At 71.3% G+C, this 18,527-nt stretch carries 20 protein-coding genes; 6 read left to right on the plus strand and 14 right to left on the minus strand.

Annotation, left to right across the window (positions count from 1 at the left end; all coding sequences use genetic code 11):
- The first annotated feature begins 146 nt into the window (after window positions 1-146).
- Together ADK54_RS11450 and ADK54_RS11455 are read left to right on the plus strand one after the other, a co-directional pair.
- Window positions 147-815, plus strand: a complete 669-nt coding sequence (locus ADK54_RS11450; RefSeq protein ID WP_053725470.1) for a potassium channel family protein — start codon at window positions 147-149, stop codon at window positions 813-815.
- Window positions 815-1,483, plus strand: a complete 669-nt coding sequence (locus ADK54_RS11455; protein ID WP_053725471.1) for a potassium channel family protein — start codon at window positions 815-817, stop codon at window positions 1,481-1,483. The genes ADK54_RS11450 and ADK54_RS11455 overlap by 1 nt, the downstream gene beginning before the upstream one ends.
- Window positions 1,484-1,552: 69 nt before the next feature.
- Here ADK54_RS11455 and ADK54_RS11460 read toward each other — a convergent pair whose 3' ends face one another.
- The 8 genes from ADK54_RS11460 to ADK54_RS11495 all read right to left on the minus strand — a co-directional run bounded on the left by ADK54_RS11460 (window position 1,553) and on the right by ADK54_RS11495 (window position 9,122).
- Complete coding sequence (locus ADK54_RS11460) at window positions 1,553-2,284, minus strand: DUF3159 domain-containing protein (protein WP_053725472.1); 732 nt, start codon at window positions 2,282-2,284, stop codon at window positions 1,553-1,555.
- Window positions 2,285-2,287: 3 nt separating this feature from the next.
- A complete protein-coding gene (locus ADK54_RS11465) occupies window positions 2,288-2,686 on the minus strand; it encodes an OB-fold nucleic acid binding domain-containing protein (RefSeq protein WP_078966308.1) in 399 nt (132 codons plus the stop codon).
- A 106-nt stretch (window positions 2,687-2,792) separates the two neighbouring features.
- Entirely contained in the window at window positions 2,793-3,485 is a 693-nt protein-coding gene (locus tag ADK54_RS11470) for a response regulator (protein ID WP_053725474.1), read from the minus strand.
- 43 nt (window positions 3,486-3,528) lie between these two features.
- Window positions 3,529-6,072 (minus strand): sensor histidine kinase, encoded by a 2,544-nt coding sequence (locus ADK54_RS11475; RefSeq protein ID WP_053725475.1) that lies wholly within the window; start codon window positions 6,070-6,072, stop codon window positions 3,529-3,531.
- 128 nt (window positions 6,073-6,200) lie between these two features.
- Window positions 6,201-6,956 carry an ABC transporter ATP-binding protein gene (locus ADK54_RS11480; protein WP_053725476.1) on the minus strand — a complete coding sequence of 252 codons (756 nt, stop codon included), beginning with the start codon at window positions 6,954-6,956 and terminating at the stop codon, window positions 6,201-6,203.
- A 267-nt stretch (window positions 6,957-7,223) separates the two neighbouring features.
- On the minus strand, window positions 7,224-8,006 hold the full coding sequence (locus ADK54_RS11485) for a DUF3710 domain-containing protein (protein ID WP_053725477.1): 783 nt from the start codon (window positions 8,004-8,006) through the stop codon (window positions 7,224-7,226).
- Window position 8,007: 1 nt separating this feature from the next.
- Window positions 8,008-8,541 carry a dUTP diphosphatase gene (gene dut / locus ADK54_RS11490; RefSeq protein ID WP_053725478.1) on the minus strand — a complete coding sequence of 178 codons (534 nt, stop codon included), beginning with the start codon at window positions 8,539-8,541 and terminating at the stop codon, window positions 8,008-8,010.
- The gene (locus tag ADK54_RS11495; protein WP_053725479.1) at window positions 8,538-9,122 is read right to left on the minus strand and encodes a PaaI family thioesterase; all 585 of its coding nucleotides are present in this window, start codon (window positions 9,120-9,122) and stop codon (window positions 8,538-8,540) included. The genes dut and ADK54_RS11495 overlap by 4 nt, the downstream gene beginning before the upstream one ends.
- 57 nt (window positions 9,123-9,179) lie before the next feature.
- Here ADK54_RS11495 and ADK54_RS11500 point away from each other — a divergent pair, with 57 nt between their 5' ends.
- Window positions 9,180-9,638, plus strand: coding sequence for a DUF3093 domain-containing protein (locus tag ADK54_RS11500; RefSeq protein ID WP_053725480.1), 459 nt, complete (start codon window positions 9,180-9,182; stop codon window positions 9,636-9,638).
- Between the two features lie 10 nt (window positions 9,639-9,648).
- Here ADK54_RS11500 and ADK54_RS11505 read toward each other — a convergent pair whose 3' ends face one another.
- The 4 genes from ADK54_RS11505 to ADK54_RS11520 form a co-directional block, all read right to left on the minus strand.
- Complete coding sequence (locus ADK54_RS11505; protein ID WP_053725481.1) at window positions 9,649-10,656, minus strand: hypothetical protein; 1,008 nt, start codon at window positions 10,654-10,656, stop codon at window positions 9,649-9,651.
- A gap of 11 nt (window positions 10,657-10,667) precedes the next feature.
- Window positions 10,668-10,964 carry a DUF4193 domain-containing protein gene (locus tag ADK54_RS11510; RefSeq protein ID WP_053725482.1) on the minus strand — a complete coding sequence of 99 codons (297 nt, stop codon included), beginning with the start codon at window positions 10,962-10,964 and terminating at the stop codon, window positions 10,668-10,670.
- A 393-nt stretch (window positions 10,965-11,357) separates the two neighbouring features.
- Window positions 11,358-12,596 carry a sensor histidine kinase gene (locus tag ADK54_RS11515; RefSeq protein WP_053725483.1) on the minus strand — a complete coding sequence of 413 codons (1,239 nt, stop codon included), beginning with the start codon at window positions 12,594-12,596 and terminating at the stop codon, window positions 11,358-11,360.
- A 5-nt stretch (window positions 12,597-12,601) separates the two neighbouring features.
- Complete coding sequence (locus tag ADK54_RS11520; protein ID WP_053725484.1) at window positions 12,602-13,255, minus strand: response regulator transcription factor; 654 nt, start codon at window positions 13,253-13,255, stop codon at window positions 12,602-12,604.
- 345 nt (window positions 13,256-13,600) lie between these two features.
- Here ADK54_RS11520 and ADK54_RS46715 point away from each other — a divergent pair, with 345 nt between their 5' ends.
- Window positions 13,601-13,771 (plus strand): hypothetical protein, encoded by a 171-nt coding sequence (locus ADK54_RS46715; RefSeq protein ID WP_189965484.1) that lies wholly within the window; start codon window positions 13,601-13,603, stop codon window positions 13,769-13,771.
- A gap of 78 nt (window positions 13,772-13,849) precedes the next feature.
- On the opposite strand, the gene ADK54_RS11525 is transcribed toward ADK54_RS46715, so the two are convergent.
- Entirely contained in the window at window positions 13,850-14,650 is an 801-nt protein-coding gene (locus tag ADK54_RS11525; protein WP_053725485.1) for an inositol monophosphatase family protein, read from the minus strand.
- A 9-nt stretch (window positions 14,651-14,659) separates the two neighbouring features.
- Window positions 14,660-15,817 (minus strand): ferrochelatase, encoded by a 1,158-nt coding sequence (locus ADK54_RS11530; RefSeq protein ID WP_053725486.1) that lies wholly within the window; start codon window positions 15,815-15,817, stop codon window positions 14,660-14,662.
- A 186-nt stretch (window positions 15,818-16,003) separates the two neighbouring features.
- On the opposite strand from ADK54_RS11530, the gene ADK54_RS11535 reads away from it, so the two are divergent.
- Both ADK54_RS11535 and ADK54_RS11540 read left to right on the plus strand, forming a co-directional pair.
- A complete protein-coding gene (locus ADK54_RS11535; protein ID WP_053725487.1) occupies window positions 16,004-17,245 on the plus strand; it encodes an MFS transporter in 1,242 nt (413 codons plus the stop codon).
- Window positions 17,211-18,524, plus strand: coding sequence for a D-arabinono-1,4-lactone oxidase (locus ADK54_RS11540; protein WP_053725488.1), 1,314 nt, complete (start codon window positions 17,211-17,213; stop codon window positions 18,522-18,524). Before ADK54_RS11535 ends, ADK54_RS11540 begins: the two co-directional genes overlap by 35 nt.
- Window positions 18,525-18,527: the final 3 nt, after the last annotated feature.

The following is an 18,527-nucleotide window of genomic DNA, read 5'->3' on the forward strand; positions in this document are numbered from 1 at the left end:
TGCATCCCGGGGCGGGCCGCATAAGCTCATCAGGCGGCAACGTGGATTTCTGTTGCCACGCTGTTGCCCGGCTAGCCGAGAAGGAAGTAGTGAGCAGGGTGTTTGCGCAGGTCATCGGGGCGACCAGGAGTGCGGGGTAAGGGGACGTGCACATCGTCATCATGGGCTGCGGGCGAGTGGGAGCCGCTCTCGCGCAGACCCTGGAACAGCAGGGGCACACGGTCGCGGTGATCGACCAGGACCCCACGGCCTTCCGTCGGCTGGGTTCGGGCTTCGGCGGGCGCCGGGTCACCGGCGTCGGCTTCGACCAGGACACCCTGCGCGAGGCGGGCATCGAGGAGGCCGGGGCGTTCGCCGCGGTCTCCAGCGGCGACAACTCCAACATCATCGCGGCCCGGGTGGCGCGCGAGATGTTCGGCATCGAGAACGTGGCGGCGCGGATCTACGACCCGCGGCGTGCCGAGGTCTACCAGCGGCTCGGCATCCCGACGGTGGCCACGGTCAGCTGGACGGCCGACCAGATGCTGCGGCGGCTGCTGCCGTCCGGCGCCGAGCCGCTGTGGCGCGACCCGAGCGGTGGCGTGCAGCTGGCCGAGGTGCACACCTCGACGGCCTGGATCGGCCACAAGATCAGCAAGCTGCAGGAGGAGACCGGCGTCCGTGTCGCGTTCCTCACCCGGCTGGGCGAAGCGGTGCTTCCGACGTCCCGGACGGTGCTGCAGGAGGGCGACCTGGTGCACGTCATGATGCGTACCGACGAGGTCGAAAAGGTCGAGGCGGCGTTCGCCCAGGGTCCCGAGGAGGGCGGTCACTGATGCGGGTTGCGATTGCCGGGGCCGGCGCGGTGGGCCGTTCCATCGCGGGCGAGCTCCTGGAGAACGGGCACGAGGTGCTCCTCGTCGACAAGGCGCCCACCGCCATCTCGGTGGAGCGGGTGCCGCTCGCGGAGTGGCTGCTCGCGGACGCCTGCGAGATCACCTCGCTCGACGAGGCGGCGCTGCAGCGCTGCAACGTGGTCATCGCGGCCACCGGTGACGACAAGGTGAACCTGGTCGTCTCGCTGCTCGCGAAGACCGAGTACGGGGTGCCGCGGGTGGTGGCCCGGGTCAACAACCCGAAGAACGAGTGGCTGTTCAACGAGTCGTGGGGCGTGGACGTCGCCGTCTCGACGCCGCGTCTGATGTCGGCGCTGGTCGAGGAGGCGGTGAGCGTCGGCGACCTCGTACGGCTGCTGCGCTTCAGCCACGGCGACGCCAACCTGGTCGAGCTGACGCTGCCGCCGGAGTCGGCGCTGGCGGGCACGCAGGTCGGGGACGTGGCCTGGCCGGAGGACACCTCGCTGGTCACGATCATCCGCGGCACGCGGGTGCTCACGCCGAGCCAGGAGGAGACCCTGGAGGCGGGCGACGAGCTGCTTTTCGTGGCCGCGCAGGCCCGCGAGGAGCAGTTGGAGGACCTGCTCTCGGTGCGCCGGGAAGGCTGATCCCTCCTCGTGAAATGGCCGAAGGGCCCGCAACCGTGACGGTTGCGGGCCCTTCGTTCGCGCCGGGGGTTACGCCTCGCCCGTCGCGGCCTTGCGGGCCTTCTCGGCCGCTTCCTCCGCCTCCATCTCGGCGAAGACGTCGATCGGCGCCGGGGCCTTCGCGAGGAAGACCCAGGTGAGCCAGACCGCGAGCAGGAACGGCGGGATCTTCAGGGCGATCAGGACCCAGCCGAGCTGCGAGGTGTTGGCCCACCAGTACAGCGGGAAGAGGATCGCGCACTTGGCGAGCAGGATGAGCCCCCAGGCCCAACTCGCCTTCGCGTACGCCTTCTTGCGGCCCGGGTTGCGGGTGCGCCAGGACAGGTTCTCCTTGAAGACCGGGCCGAGGATCAGCCCGATCAGAGGGACCCCGCACACGGTGGTGACGATGTACGCCAGCGCCAGGCCGAACGTGTAGAGCATGCCCGGCAGGTAGAAGTCCTTGGCGTTGCCCGTCATCATCGCGAAGACCACGCCGAAGGCCACGCCGAAGACGCCGCTGAAGGCGTGCTTCATGGTGTCCTTGCGGACCAGGCGGACCACGACGAGCAGCAGCGACACCGCGAGCGCGGCGATCGCCGAGGTGTGCAGGTCCTTGTTGACCGTGAAGATCGTGACGAAGAGCAGTCCCGGCAGGACCGTCTCCACCATGCCGCGCACCCCGCCGAACGCCTCGAAGAGCGCGGCCTCGGTCACGGCTTTCGCGTCGTCGGCGGCCTTGGCGGGCGTGGGGGCGGTGGTCGGCTTGTCGACTGACGTCACCGGCTACTCCTGTCCGAGCGGTCGGAGTTCGTATTTGGGGTTGAACAGGACCCGCCGGCCGTGGCTCATGGAGATCCGGCCCGAAGCGATGAGCTTGCGGCCCGGCTCGATGCCCACGATCGAGCGCCGTCCCAGCCACACCACGTCCAGTGGGGCGGTGCCGTCGAAGAGCTCGGCCTCCAGCGCCGGCACACCCGCCCGCGGGCGCAGGGTGACGGTCCGCAAGGTACCAGTCACTTTGACTATCTGGCGGTCACTGCACTCGGAGATGCGGGTGCACCCCGTGGCCTGCGTGTCCTCCTGCAGTTCCGCGGAGTGCAGGTCCTCCTGCGAGGTGGACAGCCGGTCGAGCATCCGGCGGAAGCGCCCCGCGGGCTTCTCGGTACGAAGGTCAGCACTCATACAGAAAGCGTACCCGGGGGCCCCGCCGCCGGATCAAAGCATGTGGTCAGCACGGATATGGCCGCGCTACGGCACCGGGGCCACCCGGTTCGGCGGGCGCGCGGGGTCAGCGTTCGAAGCGGTAGCCCATGCCCGGCTCGGTGATGAAGTGGCGCGGGTGCGAGGGGTCGAGCTCCAGCTTGCGGCGCAGCTGGGCCATGTAGACCCGGAGGTAGTTCGTCTCGGTGCCGTACGAGGGCCCCCAGACCTCCTGGAGCAGCTGCTTCTGGCTGACCAGGCGGCCGGTGTTGCGCACCAGGACTTCGAGCAGGTGCCATTCGGTGGGCGTGAGCCGTACGTCGCGGCCGTCCCGGTTGACCTTCTTGGCGGCCAGGTCGACGGTGAAGCCCTCGGTCTCCACCATCACCACGTCGTCGGCGCCGTCCGCGCCGCCGACGGGCTCGGCGCGGCGGACGGCGGCGCGCAGCCGGGCGAGCAGCTCGTCCATGCCGAAGGGCTTGGTGACGTAGTCGTCGGCGCCGGCGTCCAGCGCCTCGACCTTCTCGTCGGAGGTGTGGCGGGCGGAGAGCACCAGGATGGGGACCCGGGTCCAGCCGCGCAGGCCCCGGATGACCTCGACGCCGTCCATGTCGGGCAGGCCGAGGTCGAGCACGACCACGTCGGGGTGGCGGGCGGCGGCGAGCTGGAGGGCGGTCGCGCCGTCGGGGGCCGCGTCCACCTCGTACTTCCGTGCCTTGAGGTTGATCACGAGCGCGCGCACGATCTGCGGCTCGTCCTCGACCACGAGCACCCGGGTCATCTGGGATACCTGCCTTCTGCGTCTGCCGGCTGAGCGGTTCGGTTCATGAGGTGACCTGGGCGGAGAGGTCGGCGGGGGCGCGGTCCGGGCCGGGGGCGGCGCGGACGGTGAGCACCATGGTGAGGCCTCCGCCGGGGGTGTCCTCGGCGGCGAGGGTGCCGCCCATGGCTTCGGCGAAGCCCCGGGCGACGGCGAGGCCGAGGCCCACTCCGGCGCCGCGCGGGGCGTCGCCGTAGCGCTGGAAGGGCGCGAAGATGCGGTCCTTGGCGGCGTCGGGGACGCCGGGGCCGCGGTCGGTGACCCGTATCTCGACGCGCTCGGCCATGCCGCTGGCGGCGACGGTGACGGGGCTGTCGAGCGGGCTGTACTTGACGGCGTTCTCGACGATGTTCGCGACGGCCCGCTCCAGGAGGCCCGGGTCGACCTCGACCATGGGCAGGGTTTCGGGGATGTCGAGGACGACGCTGTCCTCGGGGACGCCGCCGAGCGCCATCGGCACGACCTCGTCGAGGTCGATCTCGCGGATGAGCGGGGTGACGGTGCCGGTCTGGAGCCGGGACATGTCGAGGAGGTTGCCGACGAGGTGGTCGAGCCGGTCGGCGCCGGCCTCGATGCCTTCGAGGAGCTCGGCGCGGTCCTCCTCGGACCATTCGACGTCGTCGGAGCGCAGGGACGTCACTGCTGCCTTGATGGAGGCGAGCGGGGTGCGCAGGTCGTGGCTGACGGCGGCGAGCAGCGCGGTGCGGATGCGGTTGCCCTCGGCGAGCTTGCGGGCCTCCTCGGCCTCGCCCACCAGGCGCTGGCGGTCGAGGACCACGGCGGCCTGGGCGGCGAACGCGCCGAGCACACGGCGGTCCTCGGCGGGCAGCACCCGTCCGGACAGGGCGAGCGCCATGTGGTCGCCGACCGGCATGTCGACGTCGGCGTCCTCGGGGCGGGCGACCGGGTGCGGCCCGACGCTGCCCGCGCGCGTCCAGGGCTCGACGTCGCTCTCGCGCTCCAGGAGGGCGACCGACTCCATGGCGAAGGTCTCGCGGACCCGCTCCAACAGGGCGTCCAGGCTGGTCTCGCCGCGCAGGACGCTGCCCGCGAGGAACGAGAGGATCTCGGACTCGGCGCGCAGCCGGGCGGCCTGGTGGGTGCGGCGGGCGGCGACGTCGACGACGGAGGCAACCGAGACGGCCACGAGCACGAAGATGACGATGGCGACGATGTTCTTGGGATCGGCGATCGTGATCTTGTGGATGGGCGGGGTGAAGTAGTAGTTCAGGAGGAACGAGCCGAACGCGGCCGAGGCGAGCGCCGGGATCAGGCCGCCGAGCAGGGCCGCGGCCACCGTCAGCGTCAGGAACATCAGCATGTCGTTGGCGAGCCCGAGGTCCGCGTCGACATTGGTGAGAAGCACGGTCAGCAGGGCGGGGCCGATCACTCCGGCCGCCCAGCCCCACACGATGCGGGCCCGCCCGAGCCGGGCCCCGCGCGCCACGGGCAGGCCGCGGCCCTTGGCGACCTCTTCGTGGGTGACGATGTGGACGTCGAGGTCGGGCCCGGAGTCGCGGGCCACGGTCTGCCCGACGCCGGGGCCGAGGATGTACTGCCAGGCCTTGCGGCGGCTGGAGCCGAGGACGATCTGGGTGGCGTTGACGCCGCGCGCGAAGGCGAGCAGCGAGGCCGGGATGTCGTCGCCTATGACGTGGTGGAAGCTGCCGCCGAGGTCCTCGACGAGGGTGCGCTGGACGGCGAGTTCCTTGGGCGAGGCGGAGGTGAGGCCGTCGCTCCTGGCCACGTACACCGCGAGGATCTCGCTGCCGGAGCCCTTGGCGGCCATCCGGGCGGCGCGGCGGATGAGGGTGCGGCCCTCGGGTCCGCCGGTGAGGCCGACGACGATGCGCTCGCGGGCCTGCCAGGTCGACTTGATGTCGTGCTCGCCGCGGTACTGCTGGAGGTACTCGTCGACCCGGTCGGCGACCCACAGCAGCGCTAGTTCGCGCAGTGCGGTGAGGTTGCCGGGCCGGAAGTAGTTGGACAGGGCCGCGTCGACCTTGTCGGACTTGTAGATGTTGCCGTGCGCCATGCGGCGGCGCAGCGCCTGGGGCGACATGTCGACGAGCTCGATCTGGTCGGCCCGGCGCACCACCTCGTCCGGCACGGTCTCGCGCTGGCGTACGCCGGTGATCGACTCGACGACGTCGCCGAGGGACTCCAGGTGCTGGATGTTGACGGTGGACACGACGTCGATCCCGGCCGCGAGCAGCTCTTCGACGTCCTGCCAGCGCTTGGTGTTGCGGGCGCCGGGCACATTGGTGTGCGCCAGTTCGTCCACCAGGGCGACGGCGGGGCTGCGCTCCAGGACGGCGTCGACGTCCATCTCGGTGAAGACGCTGCCGCGGTACTCGATCTCGCGCCGCTGGATCTGCTCCAGGCCGTGCAGCATCACCTCGGTGCGCGGCCGGCCGTGGTGCTCGACGAACGCGACGACGCAGTCCGTGCCGCGCTCCACCCGGCGGTGGGCCTCGGAGAGCATCGCGTACGTCTTGCCGACGCCCGGTGCCGCGCCGAGGTAGATCCGAAGCTTGCCGCGTGCCATGGCCCCATTGTCTTTCAGAATTCAGCTGCGTACGCTGCGTCGACCTTACGGCCAACAATTCCGGCAAATGGGGTGGGGGTGGGGCGGGGGCCGCGTATTGACGCGATTCTGATGCCCCGCCCGCGTGATCACGCGCTGTTCAGCCGTGGGCCGTGGTCGACGAGCTGCCCGTCGCCCAGTTCCAGGACGCGGTCGGCGAGGCCGAGGAGCTGGCTGTCGTGGGTGGCGACCAGGGCCGTGACGCCCTCGCTGCGCACCACGGCGCGAATGAGCTCCATCACCGCGAGGCCGGTGTCGGCGTCGAGCTGGCCGGTGGGCTCGTCCGCGATCAGCAGGGCCGGCCGGTTGGCGAGCGCGCGGGCGATGGCGACGCGTTGCTGCTGGCCGCCGGAGAGCTCGCCGGGGCGCTGCCCCGCGTGGTCGCCGAGGCCGACGAGGGAGAGCAGCAGGGCGACGCGTTCCTCGCGCTCGCGCGGGTCGGCCTTCTTGAGCCGCATCGGGACGCCCACGTTCTCGGCGGCGCTGAGGATGGGGATGAGGCCGAAGGACTGGAAGATGAAGCCGATCCGGTCGCGGCGCAGCTCCAGGAGGCCCTGCTCCCCCAGGCCCACGACGTCGGTGCCGTCCACGGTGATGGCGCCCTCGTCGGGCTGATCGAGCCCGCCGAGGAGGTTGAGCAGGGTGGTCTTGCCGGAGCCCGAGCGCCCCTTGAGGGCGACGAGCTCACCGCGCGGCACCTCGAAGGAGATCCCGCGCAGCGCGTGCACGGCGGCGGCGCCGCTCCCGTACGAACGGTGCAGGTTGTCGACCCGGATCATCGGCCCGGTCGGCCTGTCCCCGGCGACGGCCGTCCCGCCGCCCCGTCCGCTGGTGCTCTGCGTCATGCCGGTCTCCCCCGTACGTGCGTGTGCGCGGCCGGGCGCCAGTATGTGCAGGTTGCACCCGGCCGGGCAATGGATCGCAGGGGATCTGCCCGGATTGCCCGCGCGAACGGGGGTCTCGCGGGCAACGGGGCGGCGGCCGGGGCCGGCCGGTCCCTCAAGTGCCGCCCGCGGACGCCGCGTTGGCGCTCGGGGCGCCGGTCCCGGACATGCCGATGGGCCGCGCCCCTGTCCGGGAGCGCGGCCCATCGGGCACGTGGCCGGTGGTGGTCAGCGGATCTCGGTGATCTCGGGTCCGCGCTGGAGCTGGCCCATGCCGCCGGAGAAGCGCGAGCCCTCCTGGTCCTCCTGCTGCACGCCCTCGGGCACCATCTGCGCGTCGTCGGGCAGCTTCAGGACGATCGGGTCGCGGGGCGCCATCGGGCCCTCGCCGCGCACCACCACGGTGTCGCGGAAGATCGTCTCCAGGAGCCCGGCGGCCTGCGGCTGCACCGCGCCCTGGCCGGAGATGACACCGCGCAGGAACCAGCGCGGGCCGTCCACGCCCACGAAGCGGACCAGCTGGACACCGTTGGTGCCGTCGGGCAGCTGCACGGGGACCTGCGCGCGCAGCTCCCAGCCCAGCGGGCCCTCGACCTCGTCGATGATGCCGCCCTGCTGGGTGATGCCGGAGGCGATCTCCTCGCGGACCTCGCCCCAGATGCCTTCCTTCTTCGGTGCCGCGAAGCCCTGCAGCTGGACCGCGCTGTCGTTCAGCACGACCGTGGCCGCCACGATCGCGTCGCCCGCGACCTCGACCCGCAGCTCCATGCCCTCGACCCCGGGGACGAAGAGTCCGCCGAGGTCCACCCGGCCCTCGCCGGGCTCGGTGACCTCGGACAGGTCCCAGGGCCCGTCCGGACGGGGCGCCGGCGGCAGGTTCACCCTGCGCGCCCCGCTCGCGTCACCAGCTGCGTCGGCGTCGATTCCATCGGACGCAGTGCCCTCGACAGCCTGCTCGGCCTCGCCCGCCGAGTCCTCGGCAGTACCGCTCTTCTTGCGACGTCCGAACACGTCACTGTCCTTCCCGGTCGGATACGACCGAAGCGTATCGATTCCCACCCGTAGTGCCGCCACCGGCGGCCGAACCGTCCACGGCGGCATGACCGCCGGTGGACCCGAAGCCCCCCTCGGCCCGCGCCGAGCCGGGAAGCTCCGCCACCTCGTGGAAGCGCACCTTCTCGACCTGCTGGACGACCAGTTGGGCAATGCGGTCGAAACGCTCGAACCGAACGCTCTCGCGAGGGTCGAGGTTGACCACGATCACCTTGATCTCCCCACGGTACCCGGCATCCACCGTCCCCGGGGCATTCACCAGGGCGACACCGCAGCGGGCGGCGAGACCCGAACGGGGGTGCACGAAGGCCGCGTACCCGTCGGGCAGCGCGATGGAGACGCCGGTCGCCAGGACCGCCCGCTCGCCGGGAGCGAGCTCGGCCGCCTCGGTGGTCACCAGATCGGCTCCGGCGTCGCCCGGATGCCCGTACGCCGGGATCGGCACCTCCGGGTCGACACGGCGGATGAGGACGTCTACGGGTTCACGGGTCACGGGTTCACCTCGAAGGCGCGGGCGCGCCTGACCTGGTCGGGGTCGGACATCGCGGCCTGGATCTCGGCCGGACGTCCGTTGTCGATGAAGTGGTCCACCTTCACCTCGATGAAGAGGGCCTGGGCACGGACCGCCACGGGTCCCTCGGGGCCGCCGATGCGGCCGGTGGCCCGGGAGTAGATCTTGCGGCCGGCCACCGCGGTGACCTCGGCCTGGAGGTGCAGGACCGTGCCGACCGGCACCGGGCGGGCGAAGTCCGTCTCCAGGCGGCCGGTCACCGCGATCACCCGCAGCAGCCAGTTCAGCGAGCCGAGCGTCTCGTCGAGCGCGGTGGCGAGCACCCCGCCGTGGGCGAGGCCCGGGGCGCCCTGGTGGGCCTCGCGCACGGTGAACTCGGCGGTGACGGTCACGCCCTGGCCGGCCCGCGCGGCAAGGTGCAGTCCGTGGGGCTGTCCGCCGCCGCAGCCGAAGCAGTGCCCGTAGTGCGCACCGAGCAGCTCGCCGGGTGCGGGCGCCTCGGGGTGCCGCACCGGCGCTATGGCGTCGGCCGGGGGTGTCAGGGACGCAGATGTAGCAGTCACAGCCGCAGACCTTACCCGCGGTCAAGGCGCAGGTCGCGCCGTGCCAAGCTAGCTTTCATGCAGCCCAATGCCCCGCAGTACGCAGAACGCCTCACCGCGCCCAGGTCGTGGTGGTTCATCTCCGTCCTCGTCGGCGTCGCGTGCGCGCTGATGCTGCTGCCGCTGGGCACCCTGCCGATGCTGGCCGGCCTGGTGGGCGGCACGGCGGTGTCGTGGGTGGTGGTGAGTTCGTACGGCTCGGTGCGGATCCGGGTGCTCCCGGACACCCTGGTCGCGGGCGAGGCCCGGATCCCGGTGAAGGCGCTGGGCGAGCCCGAGGTCCTGGACGCCGAGGAGGCGCGGGCCTGGCGGCTGCACAAGGCCGATCCGCGCGCGTTCATGCTGCTGCGGGCCTACATCCCGACGGCGGTGAAGGTGGAGATCACGGATCCGGCGGACCCGACTCCGTACGCCTACCTCTCGACCCGGGACCCCGAGGCGCTGAAGGCGGCCCTGAACGCGGTCCGCACCGGCTGAGCCCGGCCCTTCAGCGGCCGAGTTCCCTCGGGTTCCCCTGCGGCAGCGGGTTGTCCGGCTGTTCCAGGGCGGGCAGCTCGGGCAGCGCGTCCCAGGGCACCTGGCGCTCGCGCAGATCCTTGCGGATGTGCCCGGCGAGCTTCTTGGTGTCCCGGCGGTTCATCACGGCGCCGACGGCCGCACCGACCATGAACGGCGTCAGGTTCGGCAGATTGCGGACCATGCGCTTCATGATCTGCTGGCGCAGCTCGCGCTTCATCTGGCCGCCGAGCGCGAAGTTGAGCGACGTCGGCTTGGTGACGTCGATGCCGCGCTCCTCGGTCCACGACGTCAGATAGGCCATGGAGCGCTCTTTGAGCGTGCCGGGCGGCCGCATTCCGTAGACCTCGTGCAGCTCGGCGATGAGCTTCAGCTCGATGGCGGCGACGCCGGTGATCTCCGCGGCCAGCTCGGCGGGCATCGCGGGCGGTACGGGCAGCATCGCGGCAGCGCCGATTCCCGCGCCGACCGTGGAGGTGCCGTTGGCAGCGCCGGCGATCAGTTTGTCGGCGATCTCCTCCGGGCCGAGACCCGGGAAATGGGCGCGCAGGGTCGCCAGGTCCCGCACGGGAATGCGGGGGGCGACTTCGATGACGCGGTCGGCAAGGTGGCCGAGCGAGGCCTTCACGCCCTCGCCGCCCTTGCGTACGCCCTTCTTGAGCACCGGAACGCTCTTCCTCAGGGCGGGAACGCCCTTGTCGAGAGCGCCCTTGCGCAGGGCGTCCAGGCGGCGGGCCCCGGCCGCGGGCCCCGCCTTGTGTTCCGAATCCGGTGCCGTGACGGCTGCTTCGAGCGAGGCCTGGTGGCCCCGCTCGGCGTCACGTGCACCGTCGACAGCGCTGACCGCAGGGAGGCGGTCCGGCTCGGCGGGGTCTTCCACGCCTTCTGCCGGGCCTGTGCCGCCCTGTGGCGCCTCGGTGGAACCCGGGGCACCCTTCCTCCGGAACGGTCGCTTCCGGGGCGGTTTCGCGCCTGCCACAGCCGGCCTGCTCAGTCGCAGTCGCGACAGATCGGCTGGCCGTTCTTCTCCCGGGCCAGCTGGCTGCGGTGGTGCACGAGGAAGCAGCTCATGCAGGTGAACTCGTCGGCCTGCTTGGGCAGGACGCGAACGGCGAGCTCTTCGTTGGACAGGTCCGCGCCGGGCAGTTCCATGCCTTCGGCGGCCTCGTACTCGTCGACGTCGACAGTCGAGGTGGACTTGTCGTTGCGCCGGGCCTTCAGCTCTTCAAGGCTGTCGGAATCGACGTCGTCGTCGGTCTTGCGTGGGGTGTCGTAGTCCGTTGCCATGTCGCTCTCCCCCTCTGGGTGGTTGCGGTGTCTCAGCGCACGTAACGCGTGAGAGGCCGGACTTGTGCCCGACCTGAGGCGGAGATTTTGCCTCACATCAAGGTCTGTTACTCAATCGACACCCAACCGCACTCCTCAAGAGTGATCGTCTTGGATGGCGATCGGGACCGTACACGGTCCTAATGTCGCACTTCACCAGCGCCACCCCGTGTACTTCCCGTGATCTCACCCCCTGGAAACCCGGACTTTTCCCGGGATTCCAGCGGATTCAGTGATCACGGAGAGTAGGTGGCCGGAAGTTTGCCTTTGTGACTGATCGCACACGAAACTCACAGGAACAGGTCCCGAAAATTCCGCGCAAAGCGAACTGCCAAAACAGCTTCGAGCAGCGTCTCAGACCGGCAGGGTGACACGCATCACGAGGCCGCCGCCTTCGCGGGGCTCCGCGATGATACGGCCTCCGTGAGCCCTCGCGACCGACCGGGCGATGGACAGGCCGAGGCCGACGCCCTTGTCGCTGCCGGTGCGCTCGGTGCGCAGCCGCCGGAACGGCTCGAAGATGTTGTCGATCTCGTACGCCGGAACCACCGGCCCGGTGTTGCTCACGAGCAGCGTCGCGTGGCCGTCCTTGAGCTCGGTGACCACCTCGACCCAGCCGCCTTCGGGGATGTTGTACCGGACGGCGTTCTGCACCAGGTTGAGCGCGATGCGTTCCAGGAGGACGCCGTTGCCCTGGACGACCGCGAGGCCTCGCTCGCCGCGGACCTCCACGCCCTTGGCGTCGGCCTCGCCCCGGGCCTGGTCGATGGCGCGGGACGCGACCTCGGCGAGGTCGACCGGCTTGCGGTCGATGATCTCGTTGTCGCTGCGGGCCAGCAGCAGCAGGCCCTCGACGAGCTGCTCGCTGCGCTCGTTGGTGGCGAGCAGCGTCTTGCCGAGCTGCTGGAGCTCCACCGGGGCGCCGGGGTCGGAGAGGTGCACTTCGAGCAGCGTGCGGTTGATCGCGAGCGGGGTGCGCAGCTCGTGCGAGGCGTTCGCGACGAACCGCTGCTGCGCGGTGAAGGCCCGCTCCAGGCGGTCCAGCATCTCGTCGAAGGTGTCGGAGAGCTCCTTGAGCTCGTCGTCGGGGCCGTCCAGCTCGATCCGCCGGGTCAGGTCCGTGCCGGCCACCCGGCGGGCGGTCCGGGTGATCCGGCCGAGCGGCGACAGGACGCGGCCTGCCATCGCGTACCCGAAGGCGAAGGCGATGACGCTGAGGCCGACGAGGGCGAGCAGCGAGCGGCTCAGGAGGTTGTCGAGGGCGTGCTGGCGCTGCGCGGCCATGCAGGCGCTGATGGCGTCGTTGAAGGCCCCGGGGGTACCCCGCTCCGGGAGTTGGCAGCTGCCGCTGGAGACCACGATGTTCTGGCCGTCCACGATCTTGAACGGGGTGCTGCCCGCGTGCAGGGCCTGGGCGGCGAGCAAGTAGATGATCGAGAGGAGCAGTATTCCGGCGATCATGAACATGCCGCCGTAGAGCAGCGTGAGGCGTATGCGGATGGTGGGCCTGAGCCACGGGAAAGGGGGCTCGGCGGACTTCGGGGCCCAGGTGGGCTTCGGGGGCGCCGTCGGCGGCGCGGGGGTCGCGGCCATCGCCGTCAGATCCGGTAGCCCGAGCCCGGCACGGTGACGATCACCGGGGGCTCGCCGAGCTTGCGGCGCAGCGTCATGACGGTCACGCGCACGACGTTCGTGAACGGGTCGGTGTTCTCGTCCCAGGCCTTCTCCAGGAGCTGCTCGGCCGAGACCACGGCGCCCTCGCTGCGCATGAGCACCTCAAGGACCGCGAACTCCTTCGGCGCGAGCTGGATCTCCCGGCCCTCGCGGAAGACCTCGCGGCGATTGGGGTCGAGCTTGATGCCGGCCCGCTCCAGGATGGGCGGCAGCGGCACGGTGGTGCGCCGGCCGAGCGCGCGGACGCGGGCGGTCAGCTCGGTGAAGGCGAACGGCTTGGGCAGGTAGTCGTCCGCGCCGATCTCCAGGCCCTCCACGCGGTCGCTGACGTCACCGGCGGCCGTCAGCATCAGGACACGCGTGGGCATGCCCAGCTCAACGATCTTGCGGCAGACGTCGTCCCCGTGGACGAGCGGGAGGTCCCGGTCGAGCACGACCACGTCGTAGTCGTTCACTCCGATGCGCTCCAGGGCCGCGGCGCCGTCGTACACGACGTCGACGGCCATGGCCTCCCGGCGCAGTCCGGTGGCCACCGCATCGGCGAGCAGTTGCTCGTCCTCGACGACGAGTACGCGCACGGCGCATTTCCTTCCGTAGGGACCCGCGTCGTTCGCGGGCATATCTGTGCACTGAACCAGTGACTGTGCGCTTCCATCCTGCCCTTTACGCCCATAAACCGGCGGTAAGACGGTGCCGGACCGGAGTCCGCCCGCTACCTGCGGCTTTCAGCCGGACGAGGTGGGCGCCGCGGGAATGGACAGGATTGGCGCGGCAGTTGAGGTTTCTTTGAGAGTGGGCTTGGGGAGGACGACTGCACACCCCGCGATCACGCCCTGTATGTGGCATGCCACACCCTCATGTCGTGGTCGCGACCCACCGTCGGCACACCCCCGTGCCACCGACCCACGACGAGGGGGCGCACCATGGACGCTTTTACCGCAGGACTTCTGCAGCGCATCAGGACCACGGAAACCGACCTCACACGGGCGCGCGAAACCGGCGACGACTTCCTCGCCGACGTCGAGCAGGCAGAGCTGGACGACCTCCGTCGTCTCGCCGCCGAGCACGGCGTCGAGGTAGCCGCAGCGCTCTGACCCCACCCACCAGGAAACCCCGGCGCCACGGGACGGCGCCGGGGTTTCGTCATGCCCGCGGGCCGCGCCCCGGGGCGCTCAGTCGTGCCAGGCCCCGTACTCCTCCAGGAGGGACTGGAGCGGGCCGAAGAGTTCCGGGGATGCGGCGATCGTCAGCTCGCGGGACGGGGGCGTGCCGGGGCGGCCGCCGGTGAGAGCGCCCGCCTCGCGGGCGATCAGGTCGCCGGCCGCCAGGTCCCAGGGGTTGAGGCCGCGCTCGTAGTACGCGTCGAGCCGCCCGGCCGCCACGTCGCACAGGTCGATCGCCGCCGAGCCGCCGCGGCGGATGTCGCGGAACTGCGGGATCAGCCGCTCGGCCACCTCGGCCTGGTGGGCGCGGACGCTCTGGACGTAGGCGAAGCCCGTCCCCACCAGGGACTCGGACAGCGGGGCCGGCGGGCGGCAGCGCAGCGGGCGGTCGCCCTCGAAGGCGCCGCCGCCGAGGACGGCGTGGTAGGTCTCACCGCGCATCGGGGCGGCGACCACGCCCGCGACCCGCTCGCCGTCCTGTTCGGCGCCGATGGAGACGGCCCAAGTGGGCAGCCCGTAAAGGTAGTTGACGGTTCCGTCGAGCGGGTCGATGACCCAGCGGATGCCGCTGGTGCCCTCGCTGGAGGCGCCCTCCTCGCCGAGGAAGCCGTCGTGCGGGCGGTGCTCGGAGAGGTAGCCGGTGATCAGCTTCTCGGCGGCGATGTCCATCTCGGTCACCACGTCGATGGGGCTGGACTTGGTGGCGGCGACGGCGAGGTCGGCCGGGCGGCCGTCGCGCAGCAGCTCGCCGGCCCGCCGGGCGGCCTCCAGGGCGAGGCCGAGCAGTTCGCGGTGCAGAGGGTCGGTCATCGGTGCTCCTTACGCGTACGGGCTGTCGGCGCCCGCGGCCGCGGGCTTGGCGCCACCGCGGGCGGCCGGGCAGCAGCCGACCGCGCAGAGGTCGTGCGAGGGGCCGAGCGACCCAAGGGCGCACCGCTCGGCGGGCAGCCCGCGCTCGGCGGCGGCCCGCTCGACGACGAGCTCGCGCACGGCCGAGGCGAAGCGCGGATCGGCGCCGACGGTCGCGGAGCGGGCCACCGGCAGGCCGAGCTCGGCGGCCTTGGCGGTGGCTTCCGTGTCGAGGTCGTACAGGACCTCCATGTGGTCGGAGACGAAGCCGATGGGGACCATGACGACGGCCGGGACGCCCTCGCCGTGCAGCGTCTCCAGGTGGTCGCAGATGTCGGGTTCGAGCCAGGGGATGTGCGGGGCGCCGGAGCGGGACTGGTAGACGAGCCGCCAGGGCCGCTCGACGCCGGTCTCGGCCTGGACCGCGTCGGCGATGATCCCCGCCACGTCGAGGTGTTCGCGGACGTAGGCGCCGCCGTCGCCGTGCTCCTCGACGGGGCCCGAGGTGTCGGCCGCTGCCGTGGGGATGGAGTGCGTCGTGAAGGCGAGGTGGGCGCCCGCGCGGACGTCCTCGGGCAGCTCGGCGAGCGACTTCAGGACGCCGTCGATCATGGGGCGGACGAAGCCGGGGTGGTTGAAGTAGTGCCGCAGCTTGTCGACCTTCGGCACCGCGAGCCCCTCGGCCTCCAGCGTCGCGAGCGCCTCCGCCAGGTTCTCGCGGTACTGCCGGCAGCCCGAGTACGAGGCGTACGCGCTGGTGGTCAGGACGGCGATCCGGCGGCGGCCGTCGGCCACCATCTCGCGCAGGGTGTCGGTGAGATAGGGCGCCCAGTTCCGGTTGCCCCAATAGACCGGCAGGTCCAGGCTGTTCTCGGCGAAGTCCTTGCGCAGCGCGTCGAGCAGCGCGCGGTTCTGCTCGTTGATGGGGCTGACCCCGCCGAACAGGAAGTAGTGCTGCCCCACCTCCTTGAGCCGCTCCTTGGGGATGCCGCGGCCGCGCGTCACGTTCTCCAGGAACGGGACCACGTCGTCGGGGCCTTCGGGGCCGCCGAAGGAGAGCAGCAGCAGGGCGTCGTACGGGGCGGCGGCCGCGGCCGCTCCGGGAGCTGGATCGCGCAGTTCGGACATGACTCGATCCTGCCATCCGCCTCTGACAGGCAGGGAACCGAGCCGGAGGAAGCCGGGGCCCTTCGACGAACGCGAGGCGGGAAGCGCGGCGGGAACCCGGTAGGAAAAGGCGGTGCGCCGGTCGACTTCAGCATCGTAAGCTTTAGGAATTAATTACACGCGTCACGCCGGATCCCGGAGCCTCCGTTGCCCAGTCCCTACCGCGCGATATTCGCCGCCCCCGGCACCAAGGGGTTCTCCGCCGCCGGCCTCCTCGGGCGGATGCCGCTGTCGATGATGGGCATCGGCGTCGTGACCATGGTGTCCCAGCTCACCGGCCGCTACGGCCTGGCCGGCGCGCTCTCGGCGACGCTCGCCATGTCGGCCGCCGTGGTCGGCCCCCAGATATCCCGCCTTGTCGACCGGCACGGCCAGCGGCGGGTGCTGCGCCCGACCACCGTGGTCGCGGTCGCCGCCGTCACCGGGCTCCTCCTGTGCGCCCAGCAGAGCGCCCCGGACTGGACCCTGTTCGTCTTCGCGGCGGGCGCCGGCTGCGTGCCGAGCGTCGGCTCCATGGTCCGGGCCCGCTGGGCCGAGATCTACCGCGGCGACGCCCAGAACCTGCACACGGCGTACTCGTGGGAGTCGATCGTCGACGAGCTGTGCTTCATCCTCGGGCCGATCCTGTCGATCGGGCTCTCCACCGCCTGGTTCGCCGAGGCGGGGCCGCTGATCGCCGCGTGCTTCCTGCTGGCCGGCGTCTTCCTGCTGACCGCGCAGCGCGCCACCGAACCCGTACCGCATCCGCACGAGCACCACAGCGGCCGCTCCGCGCTGAGCTCGCGCGGACTCCAGGTCCTGGTCGCCACGTTCGTCGCCACCGGCGCGATCTTCGGCTCGGTCGACGTGGTCACCGTGGCCTTCGCCGACGAGCGCGGCCACAAGGCGATGGCGAGCCTGGTGCTCGCCGTGTACGCCCTCGGCTCGTGCGTCGCGGGAGCCGTGTTCGGGCTGCTGCGCCTCAAGGGTGCGGCGTCGAGCAGGTGGCTGGTGGGTGTCTGTGCGATGGCGGTGAGTATGATCCCGCTCCAACTGGCCGGGAACCTGCCGTTCCTAGCCGTGGCGCTCTTTGTCGCGGGCCTGTCCATCGCACCGACGATGGTGACGACGATGGCCCTCGTCGAACAGCACGTACCGCGCAGCAAGCTCACCGAGGGCATGACCTGGACGAGTACCGGGCTCGCGGTCGGTGTGGCCCTCGGCTCCTCCGCCGCAGGTTGGGTGGTGGACGCGGCGGGAGCGCAGGCGGGGTACCTGGTGTCCGGCGTGTCGGGAACGCTCGCGGCGGTGGTGGCGTTCCTGGGGTACCGCCGGCTTCGCAGGCCGGTGACGCATCGGGAGGGGCTCGAAGCAGATGAGCGGAGCGAACGGCAACAACACCTGGCGTAACTGGGCGGGCAACATCACCGCGCGGCCGGCGAGGGAAGTGTCCCCGGCCTCCGCGGCCGAGCTCGCCGAGGCCGTGCGCCGGGCCGCCGAGGACGGCCTGACGGTGAAGGCGGTCGGCACCGGCCACTCCTTCACCGCGGCCGCCGCCACCGACGGCGTGCTGATACGTCCCGACCTGCTGACCGGCATCCGCGAGATCGACCGCGCCGCGATGACCGTCACGGTGGAGGCCGGCACCCCCCTGAAGCGGTTGAACGCGGCGCTGGCCAGGGAGGGCCTGTCGCTCACGAACATGGGCGACATCATGGAGCAGACGGTGGCGGGTGCGACGAGCACCGGAACGCACGGCACCGGCCGCGACTCGGCCTCGATCGCCGCCCAGATCAAGGGACTTGAGCTGGTCACGGCCGACGGCTCGCTCCTGGCCTGCTCCGAGAAGGAGAATCCCGAGGTCTTCGCGGCGGCCCGGATCGGGCTCGGCGCGCTCGGCGTCGTCACCGCGATCACTTTCGCCGTGGAGCCGGTCTTCCTGCTCACGGCCCGCGAGGAGCCGATGGCCTTCGACAAGGTCACCGCCGAGTTCGACGAACTCTTCGCGGAGAACGAGCACTTCGAGTTCTACTGGTTCCCGCACACCGGCAACTGCAACACCAAGCGCAACAACCGCAGCGCGGGCCCCGCCGCTCCGCCCGGAAAGCTCAGCGGCTGGATCGAGGACGAGTTCATGTCCAACGGGCTTTTCCAGGTGGTGTGTTCGCTCGGCCGGGCCGTGCCCGCCACGATCCCGTCGATCGCCAAGGTCTCCAGCCGGGCGCTGTCCGCCCGCACGTACACCGACATTCCGTACAAGGTCTTCACAAGCCCGCGCCGGGTGCGGTTCGTGGAGATGGAGTACGCCCTGCCGCGCGAGGCCGTGGTCGGGGCGCTGCGTGAAGTGAAGGCCCTGGTGGAGCGCTCGCCGCTGCGGGTCAGCTTCCCGGTGGAGGTCCGCACCGCGCCCGCCGACGACATCGCGCTCTCCACGGCCTCGGGGCGCGAGACCGCCTACATAGCCGTGCACATGTACAAGGGCACGCCGTACCAGGCGTACTTCACCGCGGTCGAGCGGATCATGACCGCGCACGCGGGCCGGCCGCACTGGGGCAAGGTGCACACGCGCGACGCGGCCTACTTCGCCGAGGTCTACCCCCGCTTCGCCGAGTTCACCGCGCTGCGCGACCGGCTCGACCCGGAGCGCCGGTTCGCCAACACCTATCTGCGGCGCGTGCTCGGCGAGTGAGGC

Source organism: Streptomyces sp. WM6378 (assembly GCF_001279695.1).
Classification (GTDB): domain Bacteria; phylum Actinomycetota; class Actinomycetes; order Streptomycetales; family Streptomycetaceae; genus Streptomyces.

Excerpts from the sequence above, each read along its gene's own strand:
- ADK54_RS11455 (WP_053725471.1), top strand. The coding sequence starts at position 815 with ATGCGGGTTGCGATTGCCGGGGCCGGCGCGGTGGGCCGTTCCATCGCG.
- ADK54_RS11465 (WP_078966308.1), bottom strand. The coding sequence starts at position 2,686 with ATGAGTGCTGACCTTCGTACCGAGAAGCCCGCGGGGCGCTTCCGCCGG.
- ADK54_RS11470 (WP_053725474.1), bottom strand. The coding sequence starts at position 3,485 with ATGACCCGGGTGCTCGTGGTCGAGGACGAGCCGCAGATCGTGCGCGCG.
- ADK54_RS11475 (WP_053725475.1), bottom strand. The coding sequence starts at position 6,072 with ATGGCACGCGGCAAGCTTCGGATCTACCTCGGCGCGGCACCGGGCGTC.
- ADK54_RS11480 (WP_053725476.1), bottom strand. The coding sequence starts at position 6,956 with ATGACGCAGAGCACCAGCGGACGGGGCGGCGGGACGGCCGTCGCCGGG.
- ADK54_RS11500 (WP_053725480.1), top strand. The coding sequence starts at position 9,180 with ATGCAGCCCAATGCCCCGCAGTACGCAGAACGCCTCACCGCGCCCAGG.
- ADK54_RS11510 (WP_053725482.1), bottom strand. The coding sequence starts at position 10,964 with ATGGCAACGGACTACGACACCCCACGCAAGACCGACGACGACGTCGAT.
- ADK54_RS11515 (WP_053725483.1), bottom strand. The coding sequence starts at position 12,596 with ATGGCCGCGACCCCCGCGCCGCCGACGGCGCCCCCGAAGCCCACCTGG.
- ADK54_RS46715 (WP_189965484.1), top strand. The coding sequence starts at position 13,601 with ATGGACGCTTTTACCGCAGGACTTCTGCAGCGCATCAGGACCACGGAA.
- ADK54_RS11525 (WP_053725485.1), bottom strand. The coding sequence starts at position 14,650 with ATGACCGACCCTCTGCACCGCGAACTGCTCGGCCTCGCCCTGGAGGCC.
- ADK54_RS11530 (WP_053725486.1), bottom strand. The coding sequence starts at position 15,817 with ATGTCCGAACTGCGCGATCCAGCTCCCGGAGCGGCCGCGGCCGCCGCC.
- ADK54_RS11540 (WP_053725488.1), top strand. The coding sequence starts at position 17,211 with ATGAGCGGAGCGAACGGCAACAACACCTGGCGTAACTGGGCGGGCAAC.